Below are 16,471 nucleotides of genomic sequence, written 5' to 3'. Positions count from 1 at the left end.
CGCTAAGGCGGTCTCATGAGTGCATCCTCCACCCGTGACGCCAAGGGCCGCCCGCTCGTTGCGGTGACGGGGCTCGGGATCGTCAGCTCCCTCGGCTGCGGCGCCGCCGAAACTTGGCAGGCCCTGACCGAGGGCCGCTCCGGCATCCGCACGATCTCGCGCTTCCCCACCGATGGCCTGCGCACTTCGATCGCCGGCACAGTCGACGCCTTCGAGACCGATCCGCTCTGCGCGCCGCTGCTCTCCGAGCGCTTCGCCGAGGTGGCCGCCGAGGAAGCCGTGACCCAGTCCGGCATCGGCGACGATTTCCCGGGCGCCCTGTTCATCGCCGTGCCGCCCGTGGAACTCGAATGGCCGCAACGCCAGGCGCTGGCCGAGGCCTCGGGCGACAACGAGGACATCACCTATCGCAGCCTGCTCAAGGCTGCGGCCGGCCGGCGCTTCGATGCCTGGCATGATCTCTTCATATTCGGCACCGTGGCCGACCGCATCTCGGACCGCTTCGGCACCAAGGGGTCGCCGATCTCGCTCTCCACCGCCTGTTCCTCGGGCGCCACCGCGATCCAGCTCGGCGTCGAGGCGATCCGCCGCGGCGAGATGAAAGCCGCGCTCTGCATCGGCACCGACGGTTCGGTGAACCCGGAATCGCTGATCCGGTTCTCGCTGCTCTCGGCCCTCTCGACGCAGAACGAGAACCCCGAAACGGCCTCGAAACCCTTCTCGAAGAACCGCGACGGATTCGTCATGGGCGAGGGCGCCGCCGCCCTCGTGCTGGAGGATGCCGAGGCCGCCAAGGCGCGCGGCGCCAAGATCCTCGGCTACGTGCTCGGCTGCGGCGAGAAGGGCGATGGCTTCCACCGCACCCGCTCCAGCCCCAACGGCGAGCCGATCATCGCCGCGATCCGGGCCGCCCTCGAGGATGCCGATACCGCGCCCGAGGCCATCGACACCATCAACGCGCACGGCACCTCGACGCCGGAGAACGACAAGATGGAGGCGATGGGCTGCACGGCGGTGTTCGGCGAGCGCATCGCCTCGCTACCGATCTCGTCCAACAAGTCGATGATCGGCCATACGCTGACGGCGGCCGGCGCCATCGAGGCGGTCGTCTCGATGCTGACCATCCAGCACGGCCGCATTCCGCCGACCATCAACCACGTCGTGCCTGACCCTTCCCTGACCCTCGACGTGGTCACGACGGCGCGTGATGTGCGGGTCTCCCGAGTGCTGTCGAACTCCTTCGGCTTCGGCGGCCAGAACACCTGTCTCGTGCTCGCGGACGAGCCGGCATGAGCGAACCCAAGCGCATCCTCGTCGTCGGAGGTGCAGGCGGCCTCGGCACCGCGGTGGTGCGGGTGCTCGCCACCGCGGGCTATTCGGTCAGCTTCACCTACCGCTCCAAGCCGGACGAGGCCGAGGCGCTCGCCGTCGAGCTCGGCGCAGCCCATCCCGGCGCCGTCTTCGAGCCGCACCGGCTCGATCTCGCCGATCGCGACGCGGTCGAGGCCTTCTGCGAGACGATCGAGGACACCGCCTTCTACGGCTATGTCCACAATGCCGGCCAATCCGCCGATGCCCTGGCAGTGATGCTCGACCGGGACCGGTCGGAGGCCGCTATGCAGGTGAATTTCTGGTCGCTGACGCGCATCGCCAAGGTGCTGGTGCGCGGCATGATCCGGGCCCGCTCGGGCCGCATCGTGGCGGTGGGCTCCGTCGCGGCCCTGCGCGGCAATACGGGGAACGCGGCCTATGCCGCGACGAAGGGCGCTCTGATCGCCTATTGCCGGACGCTCGCCGTCGAGTCGGCCAAACGCGGCGTGACTGTCAACGTGCTCGCTCCCGGCTTCATCGACACCGGCATGATGGCCTCCTACGCGGCCTACCGCGACAAGATGGAGGGCCAGATCCCGGCCGGGCGCTTCGCCGCGCCCGAGGAAGTGGCCGCGCTCGCCGCCTTCCTGATGAGCGAGCCGGCCGCCTACATCACCGGCGCGGTCCTGCCCGTCGATGGCGGCCTCACCGCGATGATGGGCGTCCATCGCAACTGACGGCGGGCCCCTTTCGATGCAGCGCGTCCTCGCTCTCTCCGCCGGCTTGCTGGTCCTGGGGACAGTGGCTGCTTTGGCCGAGCCGGAACCGTTCCGGGTCTCAGGCCTTCCGAGGGGCGACTCCCTGACGATCCGCGAGGCGCCGGATGCGGATGCCGCGCCCGTCGAGACCATTCCCGTCGGCCGCAGGCTGCTCGGCTTCGGCTGCACGAACGAGACGCCGAGCGGCAACACGTGGTGCCGAGTGAAGTTCGGCCCCGCGGTGGGCTGGGCACGGCGGCGGTATCTGTCGCCGGATTGATCTGAAAGCGCTGGGTCTCGATCTGTCCTGGCAGACGTGCCAAGGAGCCGTCATGAAAGCCCTGCAGCTCTTCGGCGACCGCGATCTGCGCCTCATCGAGATCGATACACCCCCACCGCCGGCCCCCGGCGAGGTCCAGGTGCGCGTGCGTGCAGTGGGCCTGAACTTCATCGACGTCTGGGGCTTTCGCGGCATGGCGTTCGCCAAGCGCAAGCTCCCGCTCACCGTCGGTGCCGAAGGGGCCGGTGAGGTCGCTGCGCTCGGCGAGGGCGTCGAGGGCCTCAAGGTCGGTGATCCGGTCGCGCTTTACGGCGCGCTCACGTGCGGCAAGTGCAAGGCCTGCCAGGTGGGCCGCGACAACCTCTGCGAGGATGTCGGCGGCGTCTACGGCTTCCACATCGACGGATTTTCGCGCGAGCTGATCAACATTCCGGCGCGGCTCTGCGTGAAGGTGCCGGCCGGCGTCGATCACGTTCAGGCGGCCTGCGCCGGCATCGCCTTCGGCACCGTCCAGCACATGCTGTTCGACAATGCCCGGCTCGAACCCGGCGAGAGCATCCTCGTCCATGCCGGCGGCTCCGGCATCGGCACCACGGCGATCAAGATGGCCAAGGCCATCGGCTGCACCGTCTACACGACGGTCGGAGACGACGAGAAGGGCGAGAAGGCCAAGGCGCTGGGCGCCGATTTCGTGGTGAACTACCGCGAAGAACGCTTCGAGGGCGAGGTCCGGCGCCTGACCAAGCGCAAGGGCGTCGACGTCGTGTTCGAGCATGTCGGCGCCGATACCTGGAACGGCTCGCTGCTCTGCCTGAAGCGGGGAGGGCGGCTCGTGACCTGCGGCTCGACCTCCGGCCCCTCGACGACGATGAACCTGATGCAGCTGTTCCAGCAGCAATATCGCATCACCGGCTCGTTCGGCTGCCGCATCGAGAATATCCGCCAAGCGCTCGACAAGATGGCGGACGGGATGAGCCCGGTCGTCGATACGGTGCTGCCGCTCGCAGACTTTGCTCAGGGGCTCGAACGGTTGGAATCACGAAAGGTGTTCGGGAAAATTCTCGTTACACTTTGAAACGTTGCTTGGGCGGGCGCTTCGGGTATACGGCCTGACCGAATTCCCGCCCTTCGCCAGCCCATGAGCCGCCCGTGTTGCGTCTTGCGCTGATCCTGCAGCGCCATCTTCCCCGCATGGCCGGGCTCGCGACCATCCCTCTGATCCGGGGGCTGTTCCTGCTCGCACGGGCACTTGGTGCCGACCGGGCCAGCGATACGGGTGGCTGGCTCGCACGCACCGTCGGCCCGTGGCTGCCCTCGCACAAGATCGCGGTGGCGAACATCCGCGCGGCTTTTCCCGATCTCGACGAGGCCGGCGTCCAGCGCATCGCCCGCGAGGCCTGGGACAATCTCGGCCGCACCGGCGCCGAATACGCGCATCTCGACACGCTGTTCGACTTCGATCCCGAGGGATCGGAGAAACGCGTCTCGGTGCACGGGATCGAGCAGTTCCTGGCGGTGCGCGACGACGGCAAGCCGGGTTTGTTGTTCTCGGCCCATTTGGCCAATTGGGAACTGCCCGCGATCTGCGCAGAAAAGTTCGGGCTCGAAACCACCGCGGTATTCCGGCCGCCAAACAATCCGGCCGCGGCGCAGCTCGTCGCCGAGGTGCGCCGCAAGACGATGGGTGGCCTAGCCGCTTCGCAGCCCGGCGCCGTGTTCGCCATGCAGGGCGTGATCGAGCGGGGCGGTCATCTCGGTCAGCTCATCGATCAGCACTTCACCCGTGGCGTCGTGGTGGAGTTCTTCGGCCGTCCCGTGCTGGCGAACCCGCTGCTCGGCAAGCTCGTGCGCCATCACGAGTGCCCGGTCCACGGCGCGCGCGTGGTGCGCAGACCCGGCGGCCGCTTCATGCTGGAGCTGACGCCGGCTCTCGACCTGCCGCGCGACGCTTCCGGGCAGATCGACGTCCAGGGCGCCATGCAGGCGATGACTAGCGTCGTAGAGGGCTGGGTGCGCGAGAATCCCGGCCAGTGGCTCTGGATGCATCGGCGCTGGCGCCCGAACATGCTGCCGAAGCCGAAGACCGTGGCTCAGCCGGCTCCTGTCCCCGCCGAACCCGTCAGCTGATCCATTCGCCCTTACGCATGACCGGGACGGCACGGCCGTCCGGGGCAATGCCGTCCACGTCGATCTCGGCAGAGCCGATCATCCAGTCGATATGGATCAGGCTGCGGTTGGCGCCGCGCGAGGCGAGATCCTCTTCGCTCAGCCCCTCGCCGCCGTTGAGGAAGCACTTCGAATAGGCTTGGCCCAGCGCGATGTGGCTCGCGGCGTTCTCGTCGTAGAGCGTGTTGTAGAAGAGCAGGCCCGAAGCCGAGATCGCGGAGGAGGCCGGCACCAGCGCCACCTCGCCGAGGCGCGCCGCGCCCTCGTCGGTCTCCAGCACGCGCGCGAGCACATCGTTGCCGGTGCGCGCGCTCGATTCGACGATGCGCCCCTCCTTGAAGGTCACGCGGATGCCGTCGATCAACGTGCCCTGGTAGGAAAGCGGCTTGGTGCTCGTCACATGCCCCTCGACCCGCGCCTTGTGCGGCGTGGTGAAGACCTCTTCGGTCGGGATGTTGGCGTTGCAGACGATGCCGTTCTTGGCCGTCGTAGCTCCGCCGCACCATTCGTGATCGTCGGCGAGGCCGACGGTCAGGTCGGTGCCCGGGCCCCGGAAGTGCAGGGCCGCAAAGCGGTGGCCATTCAGCCAATCGGTGCGGTGGCGAAGCGCAGCGTTATGTGCCTGCCAATCCGCGACGGGATCGAGCCCGTCAACGCGCGAGGCGGCGAAGATCGCGTCCCATAGGCGGGCGAGCGCCTCGTCCTCCGGCAGATCCGGGAACACGGTACGCGCCCACGGGGTCGTGGCCGCGGAGACGATGGTCCAGTTCGTGGAGAAGCCGGCGATGAGCTCCAGGGCCGGCAAATAGGCCTTCGAGCGGGCGCGGTTCGCCCGCGAGACCTTGTCGGGATCCTGGCCGGTCAGCAGGGAGGGGTCGTCGCCGGAGATGGCGAGGCGCGCAGCGCCGTTGCGATAGGCATCGGCCATGCCGTTGAAGAGCCAGCCGGCAGCGGTATCGAAGGCCTCGCCGCGGGCATGCCCGAATCGCGCGAGGGTCGCGGCATCGTCGCTGTAGAGCGTGGTGACCAGTGAGGCGCCGGCCTTGTAGGCCTGCTCGGTGATCGCGCGGGCGAGCGCCACCGCTTCCAGCGGCGCAGTGAGGATCAACTCCTGCCCGGGCTTCAGCCCGAGCCCGACCCTGACGGCGACCTCGGCCAACCTGTCGAGGCGCTCGGAGAAGCTCAGGGCGGCGGCTTCCGCCCCGCGAACGGCCACGGTCATGTCTCGTCCTTCTGACCCGATGATCCGGCTCAAGATCGGGCGAGGACGGCTTGGTTCAAGTCAGGCCGCGCGCGACCAGGTGATGTCGCCAAGATTCTCGCGGAAGGCGAAGCGCAGGAGATGGTCCGCGACGACGTTCTCGAGGCGGGTCAAGCCGGCGGGATCGGGCGTGGCGACCTTCATCAGCAGGGCGTCGGCGCTGGCCTCGAAGGTGCAGACCCGGTCCTCACCGAAGGGCACGACGCCATGGTCGCTGTTCGCCTCGACGGGAAACTTGTGGCTCCAGTGCCGGCAGAGCTGAGCCAGGTAGCGGCTCGCTTCGGAGGTCGGCACTCGCGCCTGGGAGGTGGGCATCGTAACGGCTCCTTTCTCTCGTCTCGTCAGATCGGTTTTCGATTCGCATGGAGAATCGAAATGCGGTGCCCAGCTTGACTATCCAGACGGGCGATATTGCGGCGCAGCGTAGCCGTAGGCCGCGATGTCACTGTGGGCTCGGGGGCTCGGGACATCCGCACGCGCAGGGTCTCCGCAGCAGAGGCGCAAGGCCGCATCGTTGCCGAAAGCGGTGCTGAAACCGTTAAGCTTGCGTCACCCATCGCCTCGATCCCGAATCCGGTGAAGGCAGCGAACGTTCCGACATACGTGCCCTGCATCGCCGCCTGAAAAGCTTGGCTTTGACGCAATGCGATGGGTAAATATGCGCTGATCTTGTGCGCTGCACAATAGCGATTTGCGTGGTGAAACGCTGAGGCCTCGCGTTGTTGCACGAACCGCGCGTGCCGCTCGTCTCCGGTCGATCCTGTCAGACCGGCAGCGCCGCGGGCGCGTCGTCGCCGAGCGCGACGATCTTGCCCGGGTTCATCAAGTCGTGCGGATCGAGCGCCGCCTTCACGCGCCGCATCAGGTCGAGCCCGACGGGATCGCCGTAGAGGGCAAGCTCGTCGCGCTTGATCAGGCCGATACCGTGCTCGGCCGCGATCGAGCCATCCATCTCCGAGACGATGTCGTGGACGATGCGGTTGAAGCGGCCCCATTCGGCGAGGTAGGCCGCCTTGTCCATGCCGACGGGCTGGCTCAGGTTGAAATGGATGTTGCCGTCGCCGGCATGGCCGAAGGCACACACGCGCAAGCCCGGCATCTCTCTCTCGCAGGCCGCAGTCGCCTGTTCGAGGAAGTCGGCGAGGCGTGACAACGGCACCGAGACGTCGTGCTTGATCGAGCCGCCTTCGGCCTTCTGAACGTCGGAGAGATTCTCGCGCAGCGCCCAGAGTCCGGCATTCTGCGCCTCGCTCGTGCCGATCGTCGCGTCCTCGACGAGACCGTTCTCGATCCCGGCCGCGAGCATGCCTTCCAGATCCTCGCCGGTGTCGGCATTCGGCCTGGTCGAGGACAACTCGACGAGGGCATAGACGGCGTGGTCGCCCGCGAGCGGCCGGACCGAGCCGGGCGCATGCTTGAGGACGATCTCGAGCCCGAACCGCGGCATCACCTCGAACGCGGTGAGGTCGCGGTCGGCCGCTCGGCTCATGTGCTGAAAAAGCTCCACCGCCGCGCGAAAGGAGGGCAGCCCCACGAAGCCGACGCTGCGCGAGAGTGGCTTCGGAAACAGCTTCAGCACCGCCGCCGTGATGATGCCGAGCGTGCCTTCCGAGCCGATGAACAGGTGCTTGAGGTCGTAGCCGGCATTGTTCTTCCGCAGCGCCTTCAGGCCGTTCCAGATCCTGCCGTCGGCGAGCACGACTTCGAGTCCCAGCACCAGCTCGCGGGCATTGCCGTAGGCGAGCACCGCCGTGCCACCGGCATTCGTGGCGAGGCTGCCGCCGATCCGCGCAGAGCCCTCCGAGGCATAAGACAAAGGAAACAGCATGCCGACTTCGTCCGCCGCCGCCTGGACGTCGGCGAGGATGACCCCGGCCTCCACGGTGATCGCCGCATCGCCCGGCGAGACCGAGCGCACGCAGTCGAGCCGCGCCAGCGAGAGCACGATGCCGCCATAGGGCACCCCGCCGCCGACGAGCCCGGTATTGCCGCCCTGCGCGACGATCGGCACGCCGGCCTCGCTGCAGGCGCGCACCGTGGCGGCGACCTCCTCGGTACTGCCCGGTCGCACGACGGCGAGCGCCGTGCCGCGGTAGAGGCCCCGCGACTCCACCAGGGCCGGTGCGATGTCCTCGGCCGCCGTCAGGACGTGCCGGTCGCCGAGCTGCTCGCGCAGCGTCGCGATGAGGGTGTGAGCCGTGTCCTGGGAAAAAGGCATGATGTCGTGCGGGATGATGACCGACCGTCGAAGACGCTCTACATAGCAGGAGGCCCCGGCCTTTGAAGGACGCGCGGCCATGTTAAAGGCCGCGACCATGCTCTCCGTCATCCCCAACCCACCTCGGATCGTCCTGCCGATCGTCGGCAGCGAGGACACGTTTCCCGTGCGGCGGGTCTACTGTGTCGGCCGCAATTACGGGGCGCATGCGCGCGAGATGGGCGCCGACCCGGACCGCGAGGCGCCGTTCTTCTTCTTGAAGCCGGCCGACGCGCTGCAGGCGGTCCCCTACGGCACGCTCACCGAGCACCCCTATCCGCCGCGCACCGAAAAATACCATTTCGAGGTCGAGCTGGTGGCGGCCCTCGCCCATGGCGGTCGCGACATCCCCGAGGCGGACGCGCTGGCCTATGTCTACGGCTATGCCGTCGGTCTGGACATGACGCGGCGCGACCTCCAGGACGAGGCCAAGCGCATGTCGCGTCCCTGGGACATGGGCAAGGGCGCCGATGCCTCTGGCCCGATCGGGCCGCTGCATCCTGTCTCTGCGATCGGCCACCCGGCCAAAGGAGCCATCACCCTGTCGGTGGACGGCCAGCAGCGGCAGAGCGGCGACCTCTCGGAGATGATCCAGTCGGTGGCCGAGCAGATCGCGCTGCTCTCTACCTATTTCGAGATGCACCCCGGCGACCTGATCTTCACCGGCACCCCGTCCGGTGTCGGCGCGGTCTCGCGCGGCGAGACGATGACCGCCGCGATCGAGGGACTGGGCAGGATCGACCTCAAGGTGGTGTGAGCCGGCTGTCTCGTAGACTCCATCATTGCGAGCGCAGCGAAGCCATCCAGGGCCGCATCCGCACCGTCGGCGCGTTGGCCCTGGATGGCTTCGCTGCGCTCGCAATGATGGAGCGATGCCTTGGTCTTGAGGACTTCCTCGTCACGCGAAGCCCAGCATGGCCCTGAACCTCGATCTACCCGTCTTGCGACGTCTCGCCCACGGCGCCGCCATGCTGACCCGCGGCATGACGCTCGGCGTGCGCGGCATCGCCATCGACGGTGAGAACCGGGTCTGCCTCGTGCGGCACACTTACGTGCGTGGCTGGTATCTGCCGGGCGGCGGCATCGAGCCCGGCGAGACCGCCGCGGCCTCGATGGCCCGCGAATTCCGCGAGGAAGCCGAGCTGATCGTCGATCCGGCCGTGCCGCTGCGCCTGCACGGCTTCCTCTTCAACTCCCGTCAGTGGGGCCGGGACCATATCGCGCTCTTCGTCGCGCCGGCCTTCACGCTGGCGCGCGCCAAGGCTCCAGACCGCGAGATCGCGGAGTGCGGCTTCTTCCCGCTGGACGCTCTGCCGGCGGACACCACCCGCGGCACCCGCGCGCGGCTCGACGAGTTCCGCGAAGGAAGGGCGCCGGGCGAGCACTGGTAGAGCCACGACCGGCACCGGAACTCGCGATTTGACCTGCAGTTGCCTCTGATCAGTGCGGAGGCATCCCGTGGGACAAACCAAGATCGAAGCCTACGAGGATCCGGCCGGCGGTTGGGGATCGGCGAAGTCGCTCGTCGAGATCCTGACGCGGGAGGAGATTCCTGTCTCCGGTGCGGCTTTGCTGATGAAGCAGAACAAGCCGGCCGGCTTCATGTGCGTCTCCTGCGCCTGGGCGAAGCCGGAGGAGCCCTCGACCTTCGAGTATTGCGAGAACGGCGCCAAGGCGACGGCCTGGGAGCAGACGCGCAAGCGAATCGGGCCGGACTTCTTCGCGCGCCATACCGTCACCGAGCTGCTCGGCTGGAGCGACTACGACCTCGAAGAGAAGGGCCGGCTGACCCATCCCCTGCGCTTCGACCCGGTGAGCGATCGCTACCTCTCGGTGTCCTGGCAGGAGGCCTTCGCCGAGATCGGGCGGGAGTTGCGCGCGCTCCAACCGAAATCAGTCGTGTTCTACGCCTCGGGCCGCGCGTCCCTGGAAACCTCCTACATGTACGGCCTGCTGGCGCGCATGTACGGCAACAACAACCTGCCGGATTCCTCCAACATGTGCCACGAGCCCACCTCGGTCGGGCTGAAGCAATCGATCGGCGTTCCCGTCGGCACTACGGTGCTGAAGGACTTCGAGAGCACCGACTGTATCCTGTTCTTCGGCCAGAACGTCGGCTCGAACGCGCCACGGATGCTTCATCCGCTCCAGGATGCGCGTCGGCGGGGCGTGCCGATCATCACGTTCAACCCGTTGCGCGAGCGCGGGCTGGAGCGCTTCACCAATCCGCAATCGCCGCTGGAGATGGTGACGAAGTCCTCCACGCGGATCTCGACGCAGTATCACCAGCTGAAGGCCGGCGGCGACATCGCCGCGATCACGGGCATCTGCAAGGCGCTCATAGCCACCGATCGGGAGGCGGAGGCCGTGGGCCAGCCTCTCATCCTCGACCACGCCTTCATTACCGAGCACACGCACGGATTCGATGAGTTCGTGCGCTATTGCGACGATCAGGAATGGCCGGTGCTCGAGCGTCGCTCGGGGCTGAAACGCGTCGATCTGGAGGCGGCAGCCTCCGCCTACGGATATGCGGAGCGTGTCATCGGCATCTACGGCATGGGCCTGACCCAACACCGAAAGGGCACCGAGACGGTGCAGATGCTCGTCAACCTGATGCTGCTGCGGGGCAATATCGGCAAGCCTGGAGCCGGGATCTGTCCGGTGCGCGGTCATTCCAACGTGCAGGGCCAGCGCACGGTCGGCATCTCCGAGAAGCCGGAACTGGTGCCACTCGATCGGCTGAAGGAGCAATACGGGTTCGAGCCGCCGCGCGAGAAGGGTCTGAACACGGTCGAGGCTTGTGAGGGCATCCTTTCCGGCGAAGTCCGAGGCTTCGTCGCGCTCGGCGGAAACTTCGTCCGGGCGATCCCCGACACCGAACGAATGGAGGCGGTCTGGCGCCGGCAGCGGCTGACCGTTCAGATCTCGACCAAGCTCAACCGCTCGCACCTCGTGCACGGCGAAGTCAGCTACATCCTGCCCTGTCTAGGCCGCATCGAGATCGACGAGCAGGCCAGCGGCCGGCAAGCTGTCTCGATGGAAGATTCGACGTCGTGCTTCCATGGCTCGGTCGGCGTCGCCAGCCCGGTGAGCGATCAGGCGCGATCCGAGCCCTGGATCGTCGCCGGTCTTGCCAAGGCGACGCTGGCGCCGAACCCGAACGTCGATTGGGATGCCTGGGTCGGCGATTACGCCAAGGTGCGGGACGCCATCGAGGCGACCTATCCGGCGGTGTTCAAGGATTTCAATGCGCGACTGTTCCAGCCTGGCGGCAACCACAAGCCGCTTGCCGCGCGCGAGCGACGCTGGGAGACCGAAACCGGGAAGGCCAATTTCAAGGTACCTGCGGGCCTCGACGAGGATCCCGATCTGCCGGCCCGCAGCGCTGAGGTGCTCGACCTGATCACGCTGCGCTCGAACGACCAGTTCAACACCACGGTCTACGGCTACCACGACCGCTTCCGTGGCGTGAAAGGCACGCGGCAGATCGTGTTCATGAACGAGGCCGACATCGCGCGCTTCGATCTCTCGGATGGTGCCAGCGTCGACATCGTGACCGAATCCGCGGACGACCGGGTCCGCGCGGTAAAAAACTTCCGGGTTGTGAAATACGACATCCCCGAGGGGAATTGTGCCGGATACTACCCTGAGCTGAACGTCCTCATCCCGCTCTGGCACCACGACGAGCAGGCCAAGACGCCCGCAGCGAAGGCGATCCCAGTCCGCATCATGAAGGCGGCGGCGTCTCCACCGGAGAAATGACTATCCTCGATCACGGGGCAGCCCTCGACGCGGGGCGCCCGCTGTCCATATTCGACGGATGGACCGGAAACACACGGACCCCAACGACGCGGCCCACGCCCGACGCCAGGCGGTGATCGACCGCATGCTGCACGACGCGCTCACCAGCGTGACCCGCCATGCGCTGCCGAGTCACGACGCCCTGCCGGACGACATCCGGCGCACCGTCGACCGCCTGCTCGCAAAGGCCGACGCCGAGCGCCGCACGGCCCTGACCTACGACGACCTCGAAGAGGCGCTCCCCCCGCGCGACGTGACCGCCGAGGATCTCGAGGCGATCTTCTGGGTGTTGGCCGAGTATGGGATCGAGGTCGAAGAGAGCTAGCGCCAAACGACTTGGCTGCTCGGCAGTTGAGCGCTCGGCATAAGCCTCGCCACTCTCCGAAAACCTCTCTATAAGCCCCGCTTTCCGCGCGGGGATCGTTTCCGCGCCGATGCACGAAGAGGTGTGCGGAGTATCGTCATGGCCGAGCGTTGGACCCCGAAAAGCTGGCGTAACCTGCCGATCCAGCAGGTGCCGTCCTATCCGGATGCCTCTGCGCTTCAGGCCGTCGAGACCCAGATCGCGAGCTTTCCGCCGCTGGTTTTTGCAGGCGAGGCCCGCAAGCTGAAGGCGCAACTCGCGCGCGTCGCCGCGGGTGACGCCTTCCTGCTCCAGGGTGGCGATTGCGCCGAGAGCTTCGACGAGCACTCCGCCGACAACATCCGCGATTTCTTCCGCGTCTTCCTGCAGATGGCGATGGTGTTGACCTTCGCCGGCGGTTCGCCGGTGGTGAAGGTCGGGCGCATCGCCGGCCAGTTCGCCAAGCCGCGTTCCTCTCCGACCGAGACGATGGATGGCGTCGCGCTGCCGAGCTACCGCGGCGACATCGTCAACGGCATCGGCTTCACCGAAGAGGCGCGCATCCCGGATCCGCGCCGCCAGCTCGAGGCCTATCGGCAGTCGGCGGCGACGCTGAACCTGCTGCGCGCCTTCGCGACCGGCGGCTACGCCAATCTCGAGAACGCGCATCGCTGGATGCTCGGCTTCGTGAAGGATTCGCCGCAATCCTCGCGCTACGCGGACGTGGCCGGCCGGATGTCCGACGCGCTCGACTTCATGCGGGCGATCGGCATCAATCCGGAGACGCACCAGGAGGTGCGCACCACGGATTTCTTCACCAGCCACGAGGCGTTGCTGCTCGGTTACGAGGAGGCGCTGACCCGCGTCGATTCCACGAGCGGCGACTGGTACGCCACCTCTGGCCACATGCTCTGGATCGGCGACCGCACCCGCCAGCCGGACCACGCGCATATCGAGTATGCCCGCGGCATCAAGAATCCGATCGGCCTCAAATGCGGGCCGTCGATGACGGCCGAGGGGCTGCTTGGCCTGATCGACCAGCTCAACCCCGAAAACGAGCCGGGCCGTCTCTCGCTGATCTGCCGCTTCGGCGCGGAGAAGGTCGGAGATCACCTGCCGAACCTGATCCGGGCGGTCGAGCGGGAGGGTCGTACGGTCGGCTGGATCTGCGACCCGATGCACGGCAACACCATTTCGGCCGGCCGTTACAAGACGCGTCCGTTCGAGCGGGTGATGCAGGAGATCGAGGCGTTCTTCGGCGTCCATCGCGCCGAGGGCACGATCGCTGGCGGCATCCATCTGGAGATGACCGGCAAGGACGTCACCGAGTGCACGGGCGGTGCCCGTGCACTCACGGCCGACGACCTGCAGGACCGTTACCACACCTATTGCGACCCGCGCCTGAACGCGGAGCAGGCGCTGGAGGTGGCGTTCCTGACGGCGGAACTGGTCAAGCGCGAGCGAGCCGAGATCGAACGGCCCCGCCTCGACGCGGCCGAGTAAATCAACGTATTCGTACGGCGCGGGCCTCTACAGGACCGCGCCGTGTGGAGCTGCGCTCAGTGCAGCCAGGGTGTGAAGAAGTAGATCAACAGGATCACCGGCAGCGGAATCCCGATCAGCCAAAGAAGACCACCTTTCAACATCGCACGAACTCCTGACGAAATTGCACCGGGTAACGGCCCAGTGCAGGTTTTCGTTCCTGACCTTCATGCAAAGCTGCTGACGAGCCGAACCGGCATCAATCGCCGGAGGCCTTCGGTTTTGCATCACCGGGTTTCGGCTTGCTGGTCGGGCAGATCCGTTTCAGCACCTGCCAATCCTCGTCGGAGAGGATGCGGGCATGCGGCTTCTGCTCACCGGCGAGACGCCGGATCGTGGCGGCCCGCTCCTTGGTGTAGGGGTGGCTGCGCAGGAAGCCCGTCGGCGAGCCCTCCTTCTCGGCATCCTCGTCGATGTGCTCCAGGATCGTGGCGAGCGCGGCGCCGTTCCCGCCCGCCCGCAGCATCATCGCGACGCCATAGGCATCGGCAGCGCGCTCCGCGTCGCGGGAATACCCCGCCGAGATGGCTGCCTGACCGACGCCGATGATCAGAGTCGATCCGGTGAGGTCTCCGAGGATCAGGCTCAGCAGGAACGACACGCCGCCGGCCGTGATCACGGCCTTCGTTGGATCGCGATGGACGACATGCCCGAATTCGTGAGCGAGGACGCCAGCGAACTCGTCGGCCGAGTTGGCCTTCTCGATCAGGTCGGCCAAAACGATCACGTGACCGCCGGGAAGCGTCAGCGCGTTGGCCATCTTGTGGCGCCTCACGCTCACGACTGGGGCAACCTGCAGTCCGGCGCCCTCGATCATGCGGGCGACCAGCCGGTCGAGGACTGCCTTCCCGGCGGGGTCGTCGCAGAGCGGCGGATCGCCGAGCAGCGAGACGACCTGCCCGTCTATCGAGGCGCCGAACTGCGACTCCACCTTTTGGGGCACCAGCGGCGCAATGAGGCCGGCGGCGGCCGGCACGCCGTAGATCGCGACGAGCAAAACCGAGAGACCGGCCGCGATTGACCAGAGCACGAGGCGCAGCACGCCACCATGCGCCTCGTCGTCGACGTGCAGATCGGGGCAGCGCGTACCGATCGCGTCCGCCAAGGCCTCGTCCGTGAATTCCACCCGCGTCGGGCTGCCGGCGAGGGTGAGCCGCATGGTCGGTGGCTCGGTCTCGCTGGCGCGGATGTCGTAGAGGCTCCAATCCTCGCGGATCTCGCCTCCCACGATTTCAAGCCGATCCCCGAGACGCAGCGTGACCGGATGCGGCCGGGCGCTGCGCCCATCGAAGAACGTGCCGGTCGCCGTGATGGTCGAGGGGTGCACGTTCATCGGGAGGTGACCGGTCAGAACCCGATCTCGATGGCGCCACCGACATCGAGCGCGTCGGCGAGGCCTTCGTTGAGCCCGCTGGCGGTGCGGCGCGAGGAGGCGAGGACTGCGTTGAGCGCCTCGACATTCTGGATCGTCGTCGAATCCGTCACGGCGCGCCACAGGCGCACGGTGATGATGCGGACCGCCAGCACGGCGAAGGCTAGGAGCATGCCGAGATAGAGCGGGATGATCAGCAGCATGATGAGCCAATGCATGCCGCTGAACCCGCTGCTGCCGCCGCCACCGCTCGCGACGATGGCCGTGCCGACGCCGATGACGATCGCAAAGACGACGATGAAGCCAATCAGCGTGAGGAAGTAGATGATGTAGGGCCAGTAGAACTGGCGTGCCTTCAACGTGGAATGCAGACGAGATGCGCCGAGCGCTGCGGCGTTCATGAAGGCGCGGGTCTCGCGAGCGCGATAATACGGGAACAGCAACACGGCGAGCGGGATGAAGATCGCTGAGACGACCCCGACCACCGTTCCGTAGGTGGCCAGCGGAGTACCGGCATAGATCGGGTTGAAGATGAACTGGCCCGGCTTGTGCGGGTCGGGAAGCATCATGTCCGCCGGAATGGAGAACTTGTTGGCGATCAGGAAGGCCAGGACGCTGACGAGGAGCGGGCCGAGGCCGACGACATAGAGCAGGAGCCATGGCTTCGCGACCATGCCTCCGGTTGCCGTCGAGACCATCCGGCTGCCGCCGATCAGCGTGTGGTTGATGCGGTAGCGCTCCAGCACGGCGCGCATCCACGGGAAGGCGATGCCGAGGGTGACGATGGTAAGCAGCCACCAGCCCAGCGCCATGCCGACATAGGTGATGGCGGAGCCGTCCTGGCCGAGCCGGATGCCGCGCCAGAGCGTGCGCGAGGCGCGATAGCGGCGGCCGCGATAGATCGCGTACTGGCCGAGGAAGAACAGGAAGAAGAAGGAGATCGGGCCGGCTCCGCTCGCGAGCGGGGGATAGGCGAAGCTGAGGCCAAATAGCAGCAGGTAGATCGGCACCAGGATCGCCAATGCGACGAGGAAGCCGAGGAAGAGTTCCTTGCCGCGGCCCGTGTATTCTCCGGGAGAGCCGGCGACGATCGTGCGGCTCCAGAAGTAACGTCGCAGATTCGTGATGTACCAAAAGCGATAGATGCCGAAGGTCACCAGCGAGAGCAGGACGCCCTTCACCACGATCCCGGTGAGACCTTTGGTCTCCCGATCGAAAGCAACCTCATCTATTCTCGACGGGGCAGCGCCCGGCATCGATGCTGATCCACTCATCCCATACCCCCTCGTTTGGTGGTCAAACTAGACGGAGTTGCGCGGGATGCACGCCGAAAATCGGTGCTGTGTCGCACCGTTCACGGCGTCTTGTTTGAGGATTGAC

The 16,471-nt window shown here is 66.9% G+C and carries 15 protein-coding genes; 10 read left to right on the top strand and 5 right to left on the bottom strand.

The genetic code is table 11. From position 1 onward, the window contains the following. Positions 1-15: 15 nt before the first annotated feature. The 5 genes from GGR33_RS06440 (at position 16) to GGR33_RS06420 (ending at position 4,476) form a co-directional block, all read left to right on the top strand. Positions 16-1,293, top strand: coding sequence for a beta-ketoacyl-ACP synthase (locus GGR33_RS06440; RefSeq protein WP_183503042.1), 1,278 nt, complete (start codon positions 16-18; stop codon positions 1,291-1,293). Continuing rightward, positions 1,290-2,048 (top strand): SDR family NAD(P)-dependent oxidoreductase, encoded by a 759-nt coding sequence (locus GGR33_RS06435; protein WP_183503040.1) that lies wholly within the window; start codon positions 1,290-1,292, stop codon positions 2,046-2,048. Before GGR33_RS06440 ends, GGR33_RS06435 begins: the two co-directional genes overlap by 4 nt. A 16-nt stretch (positions 2,049-2,064) precedes the next feature. Beyond that, a complete protein-coding gene (locus GGR33_RS06430; protein WP_183503038.1) occupies positions 2,065-2,349 on the top strand; it encodes an SH3 domain-containing protein in 285 nt (94 codons plus the stop codon). A gap of 52 nt (positions 2,350-2,401) precedes the next feature. Further along, entirely contained in the window at positions 2,402-3,424 is a 1,023-nt protein-coding gene (locus GGR33_RS06425; protein ID WP_183503037.1) for a zinc-binding dehydrogenase, read from the top strand. Between the two features lie 74 nt (positions 3,425-3,498). Then, positions 3,499-4,476, top strand: coding sequence for a lipid A biosynthesis lauroyl acyltransferase (locus GGR33_RS06420; protein WP_183503035.1), 978 nt, complete (start codon positions 3,499-3,501; stop codon positions 4,474-4,476). On the opposite strand, the gene GGR33_RS06415 is transcribed toward GGR33_RS06420, so the two are convergent. From GGR33_RS06415 to GGR33_RS06405, 3 genes are all read right to left on the bottom strand, one after another. Next, a complete protein-coding gene (locus GGR33_RS06415; protein WP_183503033.1) occupies positions 4,469-5,737 on the bottom strand; it encodes an aminopeptidase in 1,269 nt (422 codons plus the stop codon). The two genes, GGR33_RS06420 and GGR33_RS06415, sit on opposite strands and share 8 nt — an antisense overlap. 60 nt (positions 5,738-5,797) lie before the next feature. Next, on the bottom strand, positions 5,798-6,091 hold the full coding sequence (locus tag GGR33_RS06410) for a DUF2218 domain-containing protein (RefSeq protein WP_183503031.1): 294 nt from the start codon (positions 6,089-6,091) through the stop codon (positions 5,798-5,800). A gap of 448 nt (positions 6,092-6,539) precedes the next feature. Continuing rightward, positions 6,540-7,994 carry an FAD-binding oxidoreductase gene (locus GGR33_RS06405; RefSeq protein ID WP_183503029.1) on the bottom strand — a complete coding sequence of 485 codons (1,455 nt, stop codon included), beginning with the start codon at positions 7,992-7,994 and terminating at the stop codon, positions 6,540-6,542. A gap of 97 nt (positions 7,995-8,091) precedes the next feature. Here GGR33_RS06405 and GGR33_RS06400 point away from each other — a divergent pair, with 97 nt between their 5' ends. The 5 genes from GGR33_RS06400 to GGR33_RS06380 all read left to right on the top strand — a co-directional run bounded on the left by GGR33_RS06400 (position 8,092) and on the right by GGR33_RS06380 (position 13,680). Next, positions 8,092-8,790, top strand: a complete 699-nt coding sequence (locus tag GGR33_RS06400; RefSeq protein ID WP_183503579.1) for a fumarylacetoacetate hydrolase family protein — start codon at positions 8,092-8,094, stop codon at positions 8,788-8,790. Positions 8,791-8,947: 157 nt separating this feature from the next. Next, the gene (locus GGR33_RS06395) at positions 8,948-9,424 is read left to right on the top strand and encodes an NUDIX domain-containing protein (protein ID WP_183503027.1); all 477 of its coding nucleotides are present in this window, start codon (positions 8,948-8,950) and stop codon (positions 9,422-9,424) included. A 67-nt stretch (positions 9,425-9,491) separates the two neighbouring features. Then, a complete protein-coding gene (locus tag GGR33_RS06390) occupies positions 9,492-11,795 on the top strand; it encodes an FdhF/YdeP family oxidoreductase (RefSeq protein WP_183503025.1) in 2,304 nt (767 codons plus the stop codon). A 58-nt stretch (positions 11,796-11,853) separates the two neighbouring features. Then, positions 11,854-12,159, top strand: a complete 306-nt coding sequence (locus GGR33_RS06385) for an RNA polymerase sigma factor region1.1 domain-containing protein (protein ID WP_183503023.1) — start codon at positions 11,854-11,856, stop codon at positions 12,157-12,159. A gap of 138 nt (positions 12,160-12,297) precedes the next feature. Then, the gene (locus GGR33_RS06380) at positions 12,298-13,680 is read left to right on the top strand and encodes a class II 3-deoxy-7-phosphoheptulonate synthase (RefSeq protein ID WP_183503021.1); all 1,383 of its coding nucleotides are present in this window, start codon (positions 12,298-12,300) and stop codon (positions 13,678-13,680) included. A gap of 238 nt (positions 13,681-13,918) precedes the next feature. Here the strand turns inward: GGR33_RS06380 and GGR33_RS06375 are convergent, their stop codons facing one another. Continuing rightward, entirely contained in the window at positions 13,919-15,052 is a 1,134-nt protein-coding gene (locus tag GGR33_RS06375) for a M48 family metallopeptidase (protein ID WP_183503019.1), read from the bottom strand. Between the two features lie 14 nt (positions 15,053-15,066). Continuing rightward, on the bottom strand, positions 15,067-16,365 hold the full coding sequence (locus GGR33_RS06370; RefSeq protein WP_183503017.1) for a YjgN family protein: 1,299 nt from the start codon (positions 16,363-16,365) through the stop codon (positions 15,067-15,069). Positions 16,366-16,471: the final 106 nt, after the last annotated feature.

It is taken from the genome of Methylobacterium brachythecii (genome assembly GCF_014196345.1).
Classification (GTDB): Bacteria; Pseudomonadota; Alphaproteobacteria; order Rhizobiales; family Beijerinckiaceae; genus Methylobacterium; species Methylobacterium brachythecii.
This window is presented reverse-complemented; position numbering and strand designations above follow the sequence as displayed.